Annotated in this window: 15 protein-coding genes; 3 read left to right on the plus strand and 12 right to left on the minus strand. The window is 47.2% G+C overall.

The window, feature by feature from the left end:
- Window positions 1-8 precede the first annotated feature (8 nt).
- The 9 genes from EXT46_RS01980 to ccoN all read right to left on the minus strand — a co-directional run bounded on the left by EXT46_RS01980 (window position 9) and on the right by ccoN (window position 7,849).
- Entirely contained in the window at window positions 9-764 is a 756-nt protein-coding gene (locus EXT46_RS01980) for an FNR family transcription factor (RefSeq protein WP_022943658.1), read from the minus strand.
- 37 nt (window positions 765-801) lie between these two features.
- Window positions 802-1,473 (minus strand): sulfite exporter TauE/SafE family protein, encoded by a 672-nt coding sequence (locus EXT46_RS01985; RefSeq protein ID WP_022943659.1) that lies wholly within the window; start codon window positions 1,471-1,473, stop codon window positions 802-804.
- Window positions 1,460-1,633 (minus strand): cbb3-type cytochrome oxidase assembly protein CcoS, encoded by a 174-nt coding sequence (ccoS, locus tag EXT46_RS01990; RefSeq protein ID WP_022943660.1) that lies wholly within the window; start codon window positions 1,631-1,633, stop codon window positions 1,460-1,462. The genes EXT46_RS01985 and ccoS overlap by 14 nt, the downstream gene beginning before the upstream one ends.
- Window positions 1,630-4,014 (minus strand): heavy metal translocating P-type ATPase, encoded by a 2,385-nt coding sequence (locus EXT46_RS01995; protein ID WP_130144910.1) that lies wholly within the window; start codon window positions 4,012-4,014, stop codon window positions 1,630-1,632. The genes ccoS and EXT46_RS01995 overlap by 4 nt, the downstream gene beginning before the upstream one ends.
- Entirely contained in the window at window positions 4,015-4,506 is a 492-nt protein-coding gene (locus tag EXT46_RS02000; RefSeq protein ID WP_026110935.1) for a FixH family protein, read from the minus strand.
- A gap of 122 nt (window positions 4,507-4,628) precedes the next feature.
- On the minus strand, window positions 4,629-5,597 hold the full coding sequence (gene ccoP / locus EXT46_RS02005) for a cytochrome-c oxidase, cbb3-type subunit III (protein ID WP_022943663.1): 969 nt from the start codon (window positions 5,595-5,597) through the stop codon (window positions 4,629-4,631).
- Complete coding sequence (locus tag EXT46_RS02010; RefSeq protein WP_045978669.1) at window positions 5,594-5,779, minus strand: CcoQ/FixQ family Cbb3-type cytochrome c oxidase assembly chaperone; 186 nt, start codon at window positions 5,777-5,779, stop codon at window positions 5,594-5,596. The genes ccoP and EXT46_RS02010 overlap by 4 nt, the downstream gene beginning before the upstream one ends.
- A gap of 5 nt (window positions 5,780-5,784) precedes the next feature.
- Entirely contained in the window at window positions 5,785-6,405 is a 621-nt protein-coding gene (ccoO, locus tag EXT46_RS02015; RefSeq protein WP_022943665.1) for a cytochrome-c oxidase, cbb3-type subunit II, read from the minus strand.
- A 10-nt stretch (window positions 6,406-6,415) separates the two neighbouring features.
- The gene (gene ccoN / locus EXT46_RS02020) at window positions 6,416-7,849 is read right to left on the minus strand and encodes a cytochrome-c oxidase, cbb3-type subunit I (RefSeq protein WP_022943666.1); all 1,434 of its coding nucleotides are present in this window, start codon (window positions 7,847-7,849) and stop codon (window positions 6,416-6,418) included.
- A gap of 310 nt (window positions 7,850-8,159) precedes the next feature.
- On the opposite strand from ccoN, the gene EXT46_RS02025 reads away from it, so the two are divergent.
- The 3 genes from EXT46_RS02025 to EXT46_RS02035 all read left to right on the plus strand — a co-directional run bounded on the left by EXT46_RS02025 (window position 8,160) and on the right by EXT46_RS02035 (window position 13,446).
- Window positions 8,160-8,651: a hypothetical protein gene (locus EXT46_RS02025; RefSeq protein WP_130144912.1), complete on the plus strand. Its 492-nt coding sequence runs from the start codon at window positions 8,160-8,162 to the stop codon at window positions 8,649-8,651.
- Between the two features lie 576 nt (window positions 8,652-9,227).
- On the plus strand, window positions 9,228-11,960 hold the full coding sequence (locus EXT46_RS02030; protein ID WP_130144914.1) for a TonB-dependent receptor: 2,733 nt from the start codon (window positions 9,228-9,230) through the stop codon (window positions 11,958-11,960).
- Window positions 11,961-12,072: 112 nt separating this feature from the next.
- Window positions 12,073-13,446 carry a hypothetical protein gene (locus EXT46_RS02035; RefSeq protein ID WP_240701072.1) on the plus strand — a complete coding sequence of 458 codons (1,374 nt, stop codon included), beginning with the start codon at window positions 12,073-12,075 and terminating at the stop codon, window positions 13,444-13,446.
- Window positions 13,447-13,458: 12 nt separating this feature from the next.
- Here the strand turns inward: EXT46_RS02035 and EXT46_RS02040 are convergent, their stop codons facing one another.
- Genes EXT46_RS02040 through mfd form a run of 3 tightly spaced genes read right to left on the minus strand, consistent with a single transcriptional unit; the run spans window position 13,459 to window position 18,009 of the window.
- Window positions 13,459-13,710 carry a hypothetical protein gene (locus EXT46_RS02040; RefSeq protein ID WP_022943670.1) on the minus strand — a complete coding sequence of 84 codons (252 nt, stop codon included), beginning with the start codon at window positions 13,708-13,710 and terminating at the stop codon, window positions 13,459-13,461.
- Window positions 13,711-13,729: 19 nt separating this feature from the next.
- On the minus strand, window positions 13,730-14,536 hold the full coding sequence (locus tag EXT46_RS02045) for a CsiV family protein (RefSeq protein WP_082079271.1): 807 nt from the start codon (window positions 14,534-14,536) through the stop codon (window positions 13,730-13,732).
- A complete protein-coding gene (mfd, locus tag EXT46_RS02050; protein WP_130144916.1) occupies window positions 14,533-18,009 on the minus strand; it encodes a transcription-repair coupling factor in 3,477 nt (1,158 codons plus the stop codon). The genes EXT46_RS02045 and mfd overlap by 4 nt, the downstream gene beginning before the upstream one ends.
- Between the last annotated feature and the right edge of the window lie 5 nt (window positions 18,010-18,014).

Here is an 18,014-nt window from a genome sequence, read left to right on the forward strand (position 1 = left end):
GAGTTAGATCAATCGCTTGGCAAACTTATCGCAGCCGTGTGGGCCAGGGTTTCATGATCTTCAATGGTGATGAACTTACCGTCCACACGGATGAATCCCCCTTTTTGGAAGCGGCTTAATAAGCGGCTGATGGTCTCAACTGTTAGGCCTAGGTAATTACCAATTTCACCGCGCGTCATAGTGAGACGAAACTCTCTAGCTGAGAAACCACGCTCGCTGAAGCGGCGTGATAAGGTGAACAAGAAAGAGGCCAGGCGCTGCTCAGCCGTTTTTTTGTTTAGCAGCAATAACATCTCTTGGTCGTAGTTAATTTCGTTACTCATTAAGCGCATGATCTGCTGGCGCAGCTTCGGTAACTTCCCTGCTAATTCGTCGAGCGTAGCGAAGGGGATCTCACACACCATAGATGTTTCTAGGGCTTGGGCGAAGCTTTGATGTTTCATGGTTTGAATACCATCAAAACCAACTAAGTCGCCCGCCAGGTGGAATCCGGTGATTTGTTCCTCACCTTGCTCTGATAGAGTAAAGGACTTAAACGAGCCACTGCGCACGGCAAAAATGGACTTCAGTTCGTCTCCAGATTCAAACAGGAAATCCCCCTTGTGCAGCGGTTTTTTGCGCTCAATGATATCGTCGAGACGATCCATTTCATCGCCATTGAGGCTATACGGCAGACACAGTTGGGAAATAGAGCAGTTTGTGCAACTAATGGCACAGTTTGACTTACCTGCGTATTTACCTGAAAGGGTTGGTTTTACGTCCATTTTACTATCCAAGGTGAACTGAATGTTTGTGTTAAATCTACGTCAGTAGAGGTTGGCTTGCAACAATAAGGCTATACAACCCATACCAAAGTAATAGATTACCAAGTGCTAGGCGCACCCATGGGTGATTGAGGCCACGCTTTATAAATTGGGCGCCTAATCCTAATGCCAACATGGCAGGAAGTGTCCCAAGCGCAAAGCATAACATAAATAGTGCGCCATTAATCGCGCTTTGGCTGGTTATAGCCCAAGTTAGCGCGCTGTAAACTAAACCACATGGCAGCCACCCCCAAAGTGCACCATAACCCAGGGCCTTGGGATAGGTATTAATTGGCATTAGGTAGCGGTTTAATTTTACGATATGGCGCCACAAAGCCCATTGTCCGGCTTTTTCAACGGGGCCAAGGGCATTAAATAGCCGCATCACGTACAGGCCAACCAATACCATAAAGACTGCGCTGAATAAGCTTAATACTTGGCTGAGGGTGTTACTCTGCTTGGCAAAGGCAGCACTTAGCCCTCCTACAAGCGCACCCGCTAGGGTATAGCTAAATAGCCGACCTATGTTGTAAGCACTGGCTGCACCGACGGCATTGAGGTCCTTACTGGCCAATTGAAAACTACCGGCGATACCGCCACACATAGCAACGCAGTGGCCGCTGCCGGCAAGGCCCATAAGTAAAGCAGCGATAAAGTTAATCTCGCTCATTGCTCTTGTCGTGCTCTTCTTTGTCGTCCTCAAAGAGAATGCTGTGGCCTTGTTTATCTAAATCGGAAAATTGCTCGCTTTTGACTGCCCAAAAGAAAATGCCGATGGCAATAATCACGAACAAAATAGCGATAGGGATTAACACATAAATAATGCTCATAGGCGTAATAGTCGCAACGAGTTGGTAATAACAATAATGGAGCTGGCAGACATACCTATGACCGCCATCCACGGCGCCACGAGGCCCATCGCTGCCAAAGGTAAGATAGCGCCGTTATAACACAGCGACAGTGCCAAGTTTTGACGAACAATTCGGCGTGTTTTTTTGGCAATGGTGATAAGCTTAGACACCGAACGTAAATCACTGTTTAACAATACCACATCGGCGGTGTTTTTCGAAATATCGGCGCCGCTATCCATCGCAATCGATAAATGTGCGGCGTTAAATACCGGACTGTCATTGACGCCATCGCCAACCATGGCACAGATATCTCCCTGATTATGCCACGATTGCATCAGAGCTAATTTGTCTTGTGGCAGCAGCGCACTGTGACATGCATCTAATTGTAGTTGTTGGCTTAATTGGGCACCTTTATCGGAGGGGTCGCCAGTGAGCATCACGCGCTCAATGCCTTGTTGTTTTAACTCCTGTTGCAGCTCTTGTGCATATTCTCTTACTTTATCTTGTAAAAAGAATGCGGCCACGGCGGATTCATTTACATATAACACCGCCTGCGCGTTTTTAGGTTGCGGGCCTGCAAACCAGCTTGCTTTACCAATGTGCACACGCTGACCTTGCCAAATACCAGCCACTCCATAACCTGTGTGTACTTGAGCATCGGTGATGACTTGTTGGGCAGCAGCACTCGCACTCTCGGTAAACGCTTTGGCTATGGGGTGCTCGGAATACGCTTCTAAAGCGCTGGCCAATGCATGTGCTTGTTGCTCGTCGTAGGCGTTATCTAGTATTTCCGTGTGGTCAATAACAAAGCGCCCTAACGTCAGGGTGCCCGTTTTATCAAAGCCCACCTTGGTGAGCTTGGTGGCTGTCTCTAACACATGAGACTGTTTGATTAACACCCCGCGCTTGGTGAGGTTGGCCACGGCACATGTTAGTGCGGTGGGGATAGCCAAACTCAGTGCACATGGGCAAGTTGCAACCAACACCGCAATGGTGATCCAAAAGGCGTGCTCGGGAGCAATACTGTACCAAGCTACTGCGGTAATCGAGGCAAAAACGAGTAAGCAGGCAACAAACCACTGGGCAACCTTGTCGGTTACTTGGGCAATGCGCGGGCGTTGGCTTAATGCTGAGTGTTGCAGTCTGATGATTTGGTTGACCAAGGTGTTTTGGCCCACTTTGTTGATCTCTATCGTCAATACGCCGTCATGGTTGAGAGTGCCAGCATGGACTTGGTCGCCTACGCGCTTAGTCACAGGGTGGTGCTCGCCGGTCATCATTGACTCATCAACACTGGAATGCCCCGCAATCACCACGCCGTCAGCGGCAATGGTTTCGCCGGCTTTGACGCGTACGATATCACCTAGAGAGAGGAGTTTGGCACTGGTTATATGCTCTTCATTATTCTCTACTTTACGCGCTGTTAGGGGCAGTAATTTTTGCAAGTTAGCGGTAAATTCACTGGCTTTAAGGCGGGCGCGAAACTCTAAATATTTACCCAGTAACAGCAAGAAGGTAAACATACAAATGGATTCGAAATACACTTCGCCTTGCTCCGTCAGTGTGGCATAGCAGCTGGCAAAATAGGCACCAAATATCGCCAAGGATACAGGGACATCCATATTCAGTTGTTTAGCGCGAAGACCACTGATGGCATTGGTTAAAAAGGGCAGTGCAGAGTAAAAAATAACGGGCGTAGCAAGGGTTAAACTGATCCAACGGAAGTATTGCTCGAAGTTCTCCTCCATGCCTGAGAACATGCCAAAGTACATGGCAAAGGCGAACATCATCACCTGCATGGTCATCAGGCCCGCGACGCCAAGGCGACGGATAAAGCTCTTGGCCGTTGCCTGTTTTTGTGCCGCTTCACTATCAGCTTGAAAAGGGTAACTCTTATAACCGATCTCAGCGAGACTGGTGATCAAGGTGCTGAGCTTGACCTGTTCGTCGTTCCACACCACCATAGCGCGATGAGTGGAGGTATTAACATCAACACGTTTTACGCCCTGATGGGCGAGCAACTGCCTTTCAATAAGCCAAGCGCAGGCAGCACAACTGATCCCTTCGACACTGAGCAGCACCTCCTTATCGTCGCCTTGATGAGCCACAAACTCTTGCTGAATACTTTCTTGGTCGTAGCTTTTTATAAGTGCAAGTTGCTCTGGCACGAGCTGTTCGACTTTACCGGCAGACTCTGTGCGATACTTATAATAATCGGTCATGCCTTGGTCAACGATGGTCTGGGCGACAGCTTTACAGCCAATACAACACATGGGCTGCGCATGACCTTGAATGGTGACCGATTCATTAAAGCCAGCCGGAACTGGCTCAAGACAGTGAAAACACGTCTTTGCGCTCATTTACTTATACTCAGGGTCAACTTTTACGGTGCCGTTCAAGGGCAGCTGAATATTTTCTTTTAGCTTCCAGCTGTCATCAAAAGGAGTAATAAACACAGTGTAAGCGCCCTGTGGGATAGGGGAGTCTAATAGCGCTGTGAATTCACCACGGGCATTTTGCGTGAGCCTAAAACGAATATCTTTTTCTTCAATGGTGCGGTGATACAGGCCGATATTGAGCGCTGCAACTTTTGACGCGTCGCCTTTGGTAAAGCGGAACACCACACGCTCTTGGTCAATATCAAGGTCGCCGTGTAAGTAGAGCGCTTTGGCTTTATTAAACTTGCTCAGCTCGAGGTTGATGGCCTTGCCTTTTTTGTAATAATCATCCACTACCATATCAGGGCCGTTGCCAACAGCGAAGGTGATAAGACCGATGCAGGCTATTATTGTCACTAGTGGGAAAAACAACAGAAACCAAGGCCAAAACTGCTTATACCAAGGGGGAGACACTGCTTTCATAACGCACTTCATATTGCCGAATAGTGGCTGCTATTTTACGGTATTAGAACAAAAATTCCCAAAAAAAAGCCTCCAAATTAGGAGGCTTTTTTGATTTCAATTAATCTAAGCGATTATTTTTCCTGAGACAGGCTGTATACGTATGCCGTTAACAGGTGAACTTTGTCCTCGCCAAGAATTTCTTTCCAAGCGGGCATAACACCGGCGCGACCGTTACGTAGCGTCTCTTCTACTGAACGTTTAGAGCCACTACCATACAACCAAATGTTATCGGTGAGGTTAGGCGCCCCAAACGGTAGGTTGTGAGCAACAGAGCCTTTACCATCAGCACCGTGACAGGCAGCACACATAGCGAACTTAGCGGCACCGGCTTCAGCGTCTTTTTGGTTAACTGTACGTCCGGAAAGGCTAAGTACATAGGCGGTCATCTCTTTGATACCTTGGTCACCCAATGCAGCTTCCCAGCTTGGCATGGCTGCTACACGACCGTGCAGTAACGTTTCTTTAATTTTATCTGGCGAGCCACCATATAACCAATCATTATCGGTCAGATTAGGGAAGCCGTCACCGCCACGAGCATCAGAGCCGTGACATTGCGCGCAGTTTTGTAAGAACAAACGTTGACCAATTTCTAACGCCTTTTCATCTGCTGCTAAGTCAAGTACATCACGCTTGGCAAAAGACTCAAAGATTGGGCCATAGCGTTTTTCAGCGGCACGAATTTCATCGTCAAGCTGAATACGGTAGCCATTTTCTTCGGCTTCACTGACGGCTTGCTTTGACTCTTCTAAAGACGTAATGCCTTGGTTCGAGCTTTTCCACTTAAATAGGCCTTCAAAGTTACCTAAACCAGGGTAAGCAGCAAGGTAAAACACTGCCCAAATAAAGGTGGCGAAGAACATGTATGTCCACCATTTTGGTAGTGGGTTATTCACCTCTTCAATGCCATCAAATTCGTGGCCACAACTTTCACCCTCTTTTACACCCACGTAGTTTTTCAAGTTCCAAACTAGTAGAGCAAAAATGAGAGCTAGACAGGCCACTGTTAACACGATGACCCAAATACTCCAAAAGCTAGTCATTTCTCAGACTCCTTTTCCTCATGTGTGATTGTGTTTTGGTGTTTCTTTTCGTCTTCAAACACCGAGTTGGCTGCGTCGTCGAAGCGCTTCTTACTGCGCTTACTGAATGCCCACAACACAATCACGATAAAAAGTACCATTATTACCAGAGTTAAAATGCCTCTGAACGTGCCGTAATCCATAATAATTACTTCAAGTGTGTGCCAAGTTGCTGCAAGTAGGCGATTAAGGCTTCCATTTCGGTTTTGCCTTGCACCGCTTCTTTGGCGCCTTGAATGTCTTCATCCGTATAAGGCACGCCAAAATCCTGGAATACTTCCATTTTCTTAGCCGTTAACTCGCCATCAAGTACGTTTTCATCCAACCAAGGAAAAGCTGGCATGTTTGACTCTGGAACCACTGCGCGTGGGTCCATAAGGTGGGCGTAGTGCCAATCGTCAGAGTAGCGCTCGCCTACACGTGCAAGGTCAGGACCGGTACGTTTTGAGCCCCATTGGAAAGGGTGATCCCATACCGACTCACCAGCCACCGAGTAGTGACCATAGCGCTCTACCTCGTCACGGAAAGGACGGATCATCTGTGAGTGACAGTTGTAACAACCTTCACGAACATAGATATCACGGCCTTCAAGCTCAAGCGCTGTGAGTGGGCGTAGCCCATCTACAGGCTCAGTGGTGTCTTTTTGGAACATCAGCGGGGTGATTTCCACAAGTGCACCAAAGCTAATCGCGAACACCGTTAGGATGGCCATCAGGCCGACGTTCTTTTCAACAATTTCGTGTTTGTTGCTAGAGTTTTTATTGCTCATCATCTACCCCTTAAGCTGGTTGTGCCTGTGTATCGTCAGCGATTGCGCCTTTTTTGGCAGCAATGGTGCGATAACAGTTATAAGCCATAACCAACATACCCGTTACGATGAATACACCGCCTAGGAAACGCATGATGTAGAAGGGATAAGACGCTTCTAGTGATTGTACGAAGCTGTACATTAAGGTGCCGTCTTCGTTCACTGCTCGCCACATTAGACCCTGCATTACACCTGAAATCCACATTGCCACGATGTAAAGTACAACGCCCACAGTGTGTAGCCAGAAATGCGTGTTAACCAGCTTGATGCTGTACATACGACCATGGCCGAACAATGCCGGGATTAGGTGATAGATTGCACCAATAGAAATCATCGCTACCCAACCAAGCGCACCAGAGTGTACGTGACCTACGGTCCAGTCAGTGTAGTGAGATAGGGCGTTTACTGATTTGATAGCCATCATCGGGCCTTCGAAAGTCGACATGCCGTAGAATGACAGTGATACCACCAAGAAACGCAGTACTGGGTCAGTGCGCAATTTGTGCCACGCGCCTGATAGGGTCATGATACCGTTGATCATGCCGCCCCATGAAGGTACGAATAAGATCACCGACATCACCATACCTAGCGACTGTGTCCAGTCTGGCAGAGCAGTGTAGTGTAGGTGGTGAGGACCAGCCCAAATGTATAGAGACACAAGTGCCCAGAAGTGTACAACCGATAAACGGTAAGAGTACACAGGACGCCCCGCTTGTTTAGGAACGAAGTAGTACATCATTCCAAGGAAGCCCGCTGTCAGTAGGAAACCTACTGCGTTGTGGCCATACCACCATTGCACCATGGCATCAACCGCACCGGCATAAATGGAGTATGACTTGGTTAGCGAGACAGGCACGGCCATGCTGTTAACAATGTGTAAAACGGCGACCGTGATAATGAAACCAGCATAGAACCAGTTTGCCACGTAAATGTGTGACACCTTACGCTTGATTAGCGTGCCGAAGAACACCACGGCATACGAGACCCACACGACGGCAATCAGAATATCAATTGGCCACTCAAGCTCAGCGTACTCTTTTGAGCTAGTAATACCCATAGGTAGGGTAATTGCTGCAAGTACGATGACAAGTTGCCAGCCCCAGAACGTGAAGGCCGCGAGTTTGTCGGAGAAAAGACGGGTTTGGCAGGTGCGTTGCACAACGTAGTAAGACGTTGCAAAAAGGGCACTGGTGCCGAAAGCGAAGATAACTGCGTTCGTATGTAACGGACGAAGTCGAGAGTAAGTTAGCCATGGGGTATCGAAGTTCAACGCTGGCCAGGCAAGCTGGGCGGCAATCAGAACACCGACACTCATGCCAACGATGCCCCAAATCACTGTCATAATAGCGAATTGGCGAACAACTTTATAGTTGTACTCAGTTTGTGATGCTACTGTTTGGCTCATTGTCAGGTTTCCGCTGCATTATTATGCGATTAGAAATGAATTACCTATTCTATGCGAATAGGCCCTACTGATTGTGCTCCAAGCCCGCTATCTAAAACCCTCAACACTTTGAGCATTTCAGAAAACACACTCGAAACACGCTTATTATTTTCGGCCGAAATGATAAAATTTTTGACCTTAAAAAGATAGCGCAAATGGCTAAAATAATGACTTCAATCAAATTATCCCAAGAAGTTGGGGAAAATTTAACTGACTTCTGGTGTAATAAAGCATCAGCCGAATAATGTGTTAGCTACAAGTACGTAATACAGTGACAGAATCGATTACTTCACCACGCTTTGAGCGTGAAAAAAAATACCGCCCAAGCGGCCACCCCCTTTGCTCTGGTGTTGGCGTGCTGATCTGCACATTACTGCTTATCGCCGGTTGTGACAGCGACTCGACGACAAGTATAGAAAATCTCAGTACGAATACCAGTTGTTGCGAGTATCAGCAGCAAACACATCAAGACATTACCTTTGCCTTGAGCACTGAACAGGTTCACCCTGAGAACCCGTTCGCGATAAAACTAACACTGCCTGAGCACACTCAAGTAATTAAAGCGCACCTAGAGGGTGTAGGCATGTACATGGGACGTATCCCGGTTTTGTTCAACAAAGTGGACGCGGGCAATTGGGTTGCAAGCACTCAAGTAGGGAGTTGCAGTGAACCAACAATGCGGTGGCAACTTGTTGTTAAAACTGCACAAAACACTCAACCGCAAACTCATCACTTCCAATTTATCTCGACCCCAGCATATTAACTCGACCCCAGCATATTAAAAGGCGAAGGCACTGGCTCACTCGGTGTCGGTAATTTGGTTCGACAAGTCTTTATTGCGCAGCGAATATATGTGTGTCTGTGAAGTGATATGCATAAAAAATCATCCAAACCTGTATTAAATTCATTCAAGTTAAGTGTTTGCATCATTCTCACGTTGATTGCGATCGCTGTGCGCTTATAAAAAATAGTGGAGGTTTTTGAATGGGGTAATAAGTTTGTGTGTATAGGTTGTAAATAATCATTTAAGTTAAAACAATTACTGTCGGTTACATTGAATTACAAAATGCGTACACATAGTTTCATTAGTCAAATAAGTGTATGAAAGTGGGGTGGGTTGCCTGCTTTTGCTGGTTTGTGGGTTGATACATTTATAACATTTCTTTACATGGGTAATGTATCTATATACCTATAGCTTGGGTGGGTTAAAATTAAATCTTTCATTCAGTTATCGTTCATTTAAATAGTCCTAAGTTGCGTCTCGTTATGCAGTACCTTCATATAAAAATGAACTGCTATCGGCCCGATATGGGTAAAAATTCAACAAGTAGGGTTTAATATGAAAAAGACACAACTAGGGCTAGCCGTTGCTGCGGCACTGCCTATGTTCTCAAGTGTTCAAGCAATTGCGGCAGATTCTTCAGCTGAAGCAATTGAAAAAATTCAAGTGACCGGCTCACGCATCAAGCGTGCCGACATGGAAACTGCTAGCCCAGTCACATTGATTGGCGCCGATGACATCAAAGCGATGGGCGCAACCAGCATCGACAGCGTTTTGCAAAAAATGACTGCGACCGGCGGTGCCATGACCAACCCAGGTATCAATAATGGTTCAGGCGGTAACGCGCGTATCGACCTACGTGGTCTTGGTTCTCAGCGTACGCTAGTACTTGTAAATGGTCGTCGTATGATTAACTCTGGTACTGGTGCAGCGTCAACTGTTGACCTTAACACTATCCCAGTATCAATGATTAAATCAGTTGAAGTACTGAAAGATGGCGCATCTGCAGTATACGGTACTGACGCGGTAGCGGGTGTCGTTAACATCATCCTTAAAGACAACTTCGAAGGTCTAGACATGAACCTTAACACTGCGATGAGCGGTGAAGGTGATGCAGAAGAAAGCTCATTCGACATTACACTAGGTAGCTCTTTTGACCGTGGTAACGTTGTAATCGGCATGCAATACACAGATCGTGGTGAAGCATCTCAAGGCGATCGTGATTTCTCTACCTGTCCTCTTGCTGAAGGTGAAAATGGCTTATATTGCACAGGTTCTTCGTACAACGAAGGCGGTCACATTTGGAACGGCAATGGTGAAAAAGGTAAAACTGTTGACGCTGAAGGTGAAGACATTGAAGTTTCACTTATCGACGACAATGGTGTAACTGGTCGTGGCAGTGAATATCATCGTTACGGCAAAGAAGATGCTTACAACTACTCACCAGCTAGCTACCTTTACACGCCAATGGAGCGTTTAAACCTAACTGGTATCGCTACTTATGACCTAACTGATGACACTCGCCTATTCAGTGAGTTCACCTACACCAAGCGTTGGTCAGAGCAACAAATGGCGCCTCAGCCAGTTTGGTTTGACTTTGACTACACAGAGGCGATGGGCGATGCATTGCTAAGCCAAAGCTATGACAAGCGTGTAGACCTTGATGGTGACGGTTACCTAGATAAAGATGCTGATGGTAACTATGTAACTCAAGAAACAAATTACCAATACGGTGACACTATCTCTTACGGCCGCCGTATGAGCGATACTGGTGCACGTTTCTTCGAACAGTCTGTAGACACAGTTCGCGCAGTAATTGGTGCGGAAGGTTTCATTGGCGATTACGCATGGGATGTATCAGCTAACTTTGGTCGTAACGACTCAGTTGATAAGCTAAGCAACCTACACAACGTAGGTTCACTTACTGACAGCATCATGTTTACAAATGACGAAGGTCAAGTTGAAGGTACATTTAACCCGCTTGATCAGGCTGCATGGACTTCTGAAGATTTCCGCAAAAATATTTACACCGAAGTAAACAACGGTGGTAGCCAACTATTCATCTTGTCTGCGTCTGTATCTGGCGAAATGTTCGAAATGCCAGCGGGTTACTCAGCATTTGCTGCAGGTGTTGAGCGTCGTCAGGAAAAAGCGTGGTACACACCTGATTCACTAACAGCTCAGGGTCTGGCTAACGATCCAGCAGTTGAACCTACTTCAGGTGGCTTTGATGTAAACGAAGCGTATGTAGAATTCGCTCTACCACTTCTTGCAGACGTGCCTTTTGCTGAAATGGTTGACCTAAGCGCAGCAATCCGTGCGTTTGACTACAGCACGTTTGGTAGCGATGAAACATGGAAACTAGGTCTTACTTGGAAAGTTAACGAAGAGCTAATGCTACGTAGTGTTGTTTCAACAGCATTCCGTGCGCCAACGGTTGACGAGCTATACTCTGGCGACTCTCCGTCCTTCGAGCAGATTAACTTCTCAGGAGCGCAAGAACAGGCTGAAGTCACTGTAGGTGGTAACCAAGACTTGACTCCTGAAGAAGCTGATACGCTAACTGCAGGCCTAGTATACGAGCCAAGCTGGTTCGAGGGCTTCTCAATGACTTTCGATTACTACGATATCGAAATCGAAAATGCGATTGCTAGCGTGAGCTCAGAGACCATCCTTCAACAGTGTCTTGCAACAACTAAAAACGCGAATAGCGCACTTTGTCAGTCAGCCAACGTTACTATGGACTCAACTGGCCGTGTTAAATTCAATAACAAGCTACAAAATATCGGTTCAGAGCAAACATCTGGCTACGATATTAACCTAGCGTACACGTTTGAAGCAGCAGGTCTTAACTGGCGCACAAGCTTAGACACAACAGTTCTTGATGAGTATGTTGTTGAAGTAGACGGAAAAACCACTGACTATGCTGGCTTAATTACATCAGGCGACGGTGGTTTTGCAGAGTTGAAGTCTAACTTTACTCTAAACATTGCTGGCGATAACTGGGATGTGCAGTATCAAGCTCGTTACATTAACGGTATGGATAGCCAAACCAAAAAATGTTTGGAAAATCCAGCAGCTTGTTATGCACCAACTACGCCAAGCGTGACTTATCATGACTTAAGTGGTTCATACATCGTTTCTGACATGGTTACTTTGACTGGTGGTGTGAACAACTTGTTTGATAAGCAGCCACCGTACTACACAGGTAACAATGACTCAAACACTGACCCGTACACTTATGATGTACTAGGTCGTCGCTTCTTCGCAGGTGTGAACGTTAAGTTCTAAATTGCGCTAAGTTACGAGTGATAAAATGCCCATCAGCTTGCTGATGGGCATTTTTTATGTGTCTAAACAATGGTATAACTAAGTTGAATTCAGCAACCTAGGTGCGGCTACTTTGCATCATCATATTAGCTTCAAACAAGATGAAGGCCTCAGGCTGCAAATCAGTCAATCACTGTTGCCAAAGTCTCATTCGCTCGTGGAGTTGTATCTTTGCATTCCCAATGAAATGGGGATCAATCCTAATACTTTAAGTGAAGAAAGCTTTTATCATAACCATGTAAAAACGCGCATGGCTTATAACGCTAGTGGCATCCACTTGCCTTTGGTGCGCAGTCGTTTTATAAGTAAAAACCGAGGCGATGAGCAAGACTATCGGCAGAACCTCAACTTGTATTGTTATCAGGTAAGGTTGGCGTTAGATACCGATGTTAATGAAGCGTTGGCCATAAAGGAGCCGGATGCATTTTTTATTCGTGTTCAAGCCATGCAACAAGAAACTGAACGGCTGCTAAAGCGTTTACGGCGGTATAAGCCCAAAGAAGAAAAGCTGTTGTCGTTTTTTTACAATGCCGATAACTTTCTTAGTTGGCACGCTGAGCAAGTGATTTTAAAGCTTCTTGATAAGGGACCGAAAAGCAGTGAGCATGCTGTTGAGCGCAAGCAATTACTTCAGTTTTGTGAGGCAGAAAACGGCTACCGCGAACAAAAACGTTATAACTCTGTATCCACTGTGGATGACCCCAATCGGCTAGCGAATAAAATGCATTTGTTGCAACGTTTAATCGAGCATGGGGTGGTACTCAGACGAGAAACGCGAAACTTAAACACCTTATTAAGACGAATGGTTAAAGGCTCAGTCACCGCGATTATGATGGCCTTTGTCATGTTACTGGTGCTGACTGCACGGACCAACTTCACTCAGGTAACTATTGGTTTAGTCGCTTTATTAGGCACCATTTACGGGCTCAGGGAGATCTTTAAAGAAGACATCACGCGTATTATTTGGCGTCGTATTATTATGGGCCGTGCTAAATGGTTACAGTCTTTTTATAACTCCACTACGAAAGTGAAAGTGGCGAAACAAAAGGTCTGGTTGGAATATATAAAACCAACGCGGATCCCCAAAGAGATAGCGGCTATCTTCTCTAAGCGTCGACAGCAAAATAAGCAGGCAGCGCAATGGATGTATATGCGCTTTGAGTGTGATGTGCCCGTGAACACCTTTATGCCAGGCTACGATGCCTTGCACCAAAGCATCAACATTAGCATGGCGCCGATGGTGCGCTACTTACGTAAAGGGGAAGGGCGAGTATACGAGTACAGTGGTAAAAAAATCCGCAAGCATGCCGTTGAAAGGCGTTATCAAATCAATGTGGTACTCGTGACGCGTGATGATAACCACGAGGCTCAGGCCCAGCGCTATAAAATTACCCTCAATCGCTCACAAATTGTTGCCCTGGAAAAAATCGGCTCACCCAATGCGTGAGCCGTGGCCTCGTTACAGCCCTTTTTCTGAATAGAGTGTTACTTTGTCGGAAACTAAGGTTATTTGGATATTCTTGCTTTCAGAGCCCCAAATACAGTTAGTGTGAAGCGCTTTCTTTTCACACGCATCAGCTTCTCCAAGCAGGGCTTCGACTTCGGTTTTATCCATGCCGACAGACAGTTGCTCGTAATTCTCCAGCGTTACTTTCGAGCAGGCACTCAAGGTGAGCACGGTGGCTAAAGAGAGAAAGAGAGATTTTTTCATTGTTTTTCCTCACATTGAATTAATGGTTAAAGCGCCTTATTTGCACCAGCATGCCTAGTTGTGGGTGGTCAAAATAATGGATTTCGCCGGAAATAACACGACGAAATTGCGAGAACTCGCCACTTAAGTGTGTTTCTGTATCCCCTGTCTGACGCAATGTTAACGCCGAGGTAATATAGAGGTAATGGTTTAGATGCACCTTTAAAAAGCCATCTAACTGCCAAATTAAGTTATATTCTGGACGTATTGGGCTCAAAAAATCTGCGCTATTAGGCACATTTTTTGGCACTCGAGCAATTAGCTCACCCCCGTACAAACGGAATTTAGGGGCCGTTCGTTTCGATTGCCCAGGAAAGCGCCAACCTGTGTGCAAAAGCACTTGCCTACCAATGCGCGCCAGTTGATCACGCTTATCGCTAAATTGCAATTGCGATTGGGCTAGCACATAAGGCGTGTCGGTATGTTCATACACCTCACCATCGACGACCTGAGGTAAACGGGTCAGTGCGCTAAAATCCTCTTTGCTGTATTCACACGCTGCGGATACTTGGTTGTCACTTGCAAGCAGAGGTTTGGCAGGCGTAGTGGGTGGGTCAATCTGCCCTGCTAAGCACTGCTTGGTGAGGGTCGTGATATAGCCCTCAGTGATAATATCGTCATTACTGTGATAATCATCGAGCTTGGCATTGTCATTCGCTAAGGTCTCACTGATTAACGCATCAGGTTGGCTAAACACCAACACCTCAATTTCGAACCAGCGCCCATCGGCGGCGTAACTCAGGCTACTAAAACAGGCTGCCATCAGCGTGGCCATTATTCTTATCATTTACTTCCTACCTTGGCTTCGAAATCCGCAATCATCGCGGTGATCAGTTTTAAGCGCTCTTGAGCATTGGCTTCATCAATCATAAAGCGTAACCGATTGGCGCCTTCCATTCTATAGTGCTGTGGATCAGCTTGAATTAAACCAATAATAAACTCGGGGCTAACCTTGGTCTGTTCACTAAATTCAAAGTACCCGCCTTTAGGATTGGCCTCAACCTTAGTGATACCCAAGGCCCCAGCGCGGATTTTCAGTTGCTGCACGGCAAATAAATTCTTGGTGGCATCAGGGAGTAGGCCGAAACGGTCAATAAGTTCGACCTTCAGCTCATCAAGGGCATCAAAATCACTGGCACTGGCGATACGCTTATAAAGCCCCAAGCGTAGATTAACATCACTGATATAATCATTGGGCAATAGCGCGGCGAGTTTAATATCGACTTCGGTGTGTGATTTAATCAGCTTATCTAGGGTGGGTTCTTGGCCATTTTTTAGCGCTTCCACCGCTTGCTCTAACATCTCCATGTACATGCTAAACCCGATGGTCTGGATTTGCCCGCTTTGCTCATCGCCAAGTAGTTCACCGGCGCCGCGAATCTCTAAGTCATGGGTGGCCAAGGTGAAGCCCGCACCGAGGTCTTCAAGGGACTCGATGGCCTCTAAGCGTTTTTGCGCGTCTTTCGACATCGCTTTAGGGCCCGGGGTGAGCAAATAGGCATAGGCCTGATGGTGGCTGCGGCCGACGCGCCCACGCAACTGGTGCAATTGCGCTAAGCCGAGACGATCCGCGCGGTCCATAATAATAGTATTGGCACTGGGGATATCAATGCCGGTCTCTATGATGGTGGTACACACCAACACATTAAAGCGTTGATGGTAAAACTCACTCATAAGGCTTTCTAGTTCACGCTCGCGCATTTGACCGTGGGCGACCGCGACACTGGCCTCAGGCACGACTTTGCGAATATCATCGGCAGTGCGCTCGATGGTTTCAACGTTATTATGGAGGAAATACACCTGACCACCGCGTTTAATTTCCCGCAAAATAGCTTCACGGATCATGTCATCGTCTCGTTGGCGCACAAAGGTCTTCACCGCTAAACGTTTGGCTGGCGGCGTGGCAATAATGGATAAGTCACGCATGCCACTCATGGCCATGTTTAGGGTTCGCGGAATTGGCGTGGCCGTTAGGGTGAGAATATCGACATCTGCACGCAGGGCCTTAATTTTCTCTTTTTGACGCACCCCAAAACGGTGCTCTTCATCGACAATAAGTAAACCAAGGTCGGCGAACTTAATGTTTTCTTGCAACAACTTATGGGTGCCGATAACAATATCGACTTGGCCATCTTTTATTTTGGCTAAGGTGGCATTTTGCTCTTTCGTGGATTTGAACCGTGACAAAATATCGACTTCCACAGGGAAGTCGGCAAAGCGGTCACGGAAGTTCTCAAAGTGCTGCTGCGCCAACAGTGTGGTGGGCACCAATACGGCCACTTGCTTAGAGTCGGCAACGGCAGTATAGGCTGCGCGCATCGCCACTTCGGTTTTACCAAAACCGACATCACCACAGACCAAGCGATCCATGGCATTTTTGCTTTGCATATCGCTGAGCACGGCATCAATAGCATTTTGCTGATCGTCGGTGGCCTCAAACACAAAATTATCGCTGAATTGTCGATAACCGGCATCATCGAGAGCAAACTTATAGCCTGGCTTAGCTTGGCGTTTGGCATAAATATCGAGCAGCTCAGCGGCCACATCACGGACTTTCTCGGCAGCGCGGCGTTTGGCTTTCTCCCAAGCATCAGAGCCAAGTTTATGTAATGGCGCGCTGGCTTCTTCTCCCCCGGAATAACGACTGAGCATATGCAATGCCGATACCGGTACATAGAGCTTGGCGTCATTGGCATACATGATGGTGACGAATTCCGTGGCAACACCTGCTGCGTCCAACGTTTCTAGGCCCACATAGCGGCCCACACCGTGGTCTAAATGGACGATTGGCTGACCTTCTTTGAGTTCCGCTAAGTTGCGGATCAGCGCATCACTGCTGGCCTGGTGTTTATGTTTACGGCGGCGGCGTTGTGACACGCGGATCCCGAGCAGTTCTTGTTCGGTGATTAAACTGACACGGGCATTGTGAGTTAGCACCACGCTTTGCTCAAAAGGTGCCACCAGTAAAGAAATATCCGCGTCGCTGTCTAGACATTGTGCCAAGGTATCAAAGGCGCGGATTTTCAAGCCGCTGGGTTTGAGCAACGTTAGTAGCGCTTCACGACGGCCATCGGATTCTACGCACAGCACGATACGTGCGCCTTGGCGTTTTTGCTCTACGGCGTAATCTAAAAAGGCGCCATAGGGAGGCTGCTTACTATGATCTATGCGTACCTCGGGCAATGGCTCGCAGGGAAGATTAAAGTAGCCGGCTTTGGTTGGCAGCTTCGCTTGCGATAAATCGATGCGCGGGTAGGCTTTGCACTGCTGATTCAACTCTTCAATGGGCAAGTAGAGCTGGTTAGGTGGTAACAGCGGTCGCAGAGGGTCCACCTTGCGGCTTTCATAGCGGCTGTGCACATCATCTAAAAACTGCTGGGCACCATGTTGGGTATCGCCCATATGCATAAATACCGCTTGCTCGGGTAGATAATCAAATAAGGTGCCCAAGTGCTCAAAAAATAGCGGCAGGTAGTACTCAATACCCGCGGGCAGGGCGCCTTTGCTGACTTGCATATAAACCGAGTCTTGCTCGGCACTGGCACCGAAGGCTTCGCGGTATTGGATACGAAAACGTTCAATGTCGCTATCCGTGGTGCCAAATTCATGCGCCGGTAATAAATTGATGTGGCTTATATTATCGCTAGAGCGCTGGCTGTCGACATCAAAGTAACTCATGCTGTCTATTTCATCGTCGAACAAATCAAAACGCACAGGCGCGTTTTGACCCATTGCGAATAAGTCGACCACCGAGCCGCGCACCGCATACTCACCATGGGCCATCACCTGCTGAGTATGGATGTAACCGGCATCATCAAGCTGTTTGCGCAGCTTGTCGATGTTAAGCGTGTCACCAACCTGATAAACAATGGCATTGCCGTAAATAAATTCTTTCGGCGCAGCACGCAGCATGAGTGTGGCAACGGGCACAATCAGCACGCCGTGGCTGATATTGTTCAAACGACTGAGGGTATGCAGCCGGGTAGAGACAATGTCTTGATGAGGTGAGAAATGATCATAAGGCAATGTTTCCCAATCAGGAAACACCATCACTTCATCACGGCTCAAGGTAGCATGTAATTCATGCTCTAGCTTCAACGCACTGGGGGTGTCCGGTGTCACTAACACCACTAACTGCTGATGTTGCTTAACCGCTTCGCCAATGCTTAAAGCGAGGGCACTGCCATGTAGCTGGCCCCACTTTATTTTGTCTTGTTGTGTCTTTACCCAAGGCAATTCAATGAACTGCGCTAACTGCATGGAAT

The organism is Pseudoalteromonas sp. CO325X, assembly GCF_004208955.1.
GTDB lineage: Bacteria > Pseudomonadota > Gammaproteobacteria > Enterobacterales > Alteromonadaceae > Pseudoalteromonas > Pseudoalteromonas ruthenica.

Coding starts and splice junctions, on each gene's coding strand:
- EXT46_RS01980 (WP_022943658.1), bottom strand. CDS start 764: ATGGACGTAAAACCAACCCTTTCAGGTAAATACGCAGGTAAGTCAAAC.
- EXT46_RS01985 (WP_022943659.1), bottom strand. CDS start 1,473: ATGAGCGAGATTAACTTTATCGCTGCTTTACTTATGGGCCTTGCCGGC.
- ccoS (WP_022943660.1), bottom strand. CDS start 1,633: ATGAGCATTATTTATGTGTTAATCCCTATCGCTATTTTGTTCGTGATT.
- EXT46_RS01995 (WP_130144910.1), bottom strand. CDS start 4,014: ATGAGCGCAAAGACGTGTTTTCACTGTCTTGAGCCAGTTCCGGCTGGC.
- ccoP (WP_022943663.1), bottom strand. CDS start 5,597: ATGACTAGCTTTTGGAGTATTTGGGTCATCGTGTTAACAGTGGCCTGT.
- EXT46_RS02010 (WP_045978669.1), bottom strand. CDS start 5,779: ATGGATTACGGCACGTTCAGAGGCATTTTAACTCTGGTAATAATGGTA.
- ccoO (WP_022943665.1), bottom strand. CDS start 6,405: ATGAGCAATAAAAACTCTAGCAACAAACACGAAATTGTTGAAAAGAAC.
- ccoN (WP_022943666.1), bottom strand. CDS start 7,849: ATGAGCCAAACAGTAGCATCACAAACTGAGTACAACTATAAAGTTGTT.
- EXT46_RS02030 (WP_130144914.1), top strand. CDS start 9,228: ATGAAAAAGACACAACTAGGGCTAGCCGTTGCTGCGGCACTGCCTATG.
- EXT46_RS02040 (WP_022943670.1), bottom strand. CDS start 13,710: ATGAAAAAATCTCTCTTTCTCTCTTTAGCCACCGTGCTCACCTTGAGT.
- EXT46_RS02045 (WP_082079271.1), bottom strand. CDS start 14,536: ATGATAAGAATAATGGCCACGCTGATGGCAGCCTGTTTTAGTAGCCTG.
- mfd (WP_130144916.1), bottom strand. CDS start 18,009: ATGCAGTTAGCGCAGTTCATTGAATTGCCTTGGGTAAAGACACAACAA.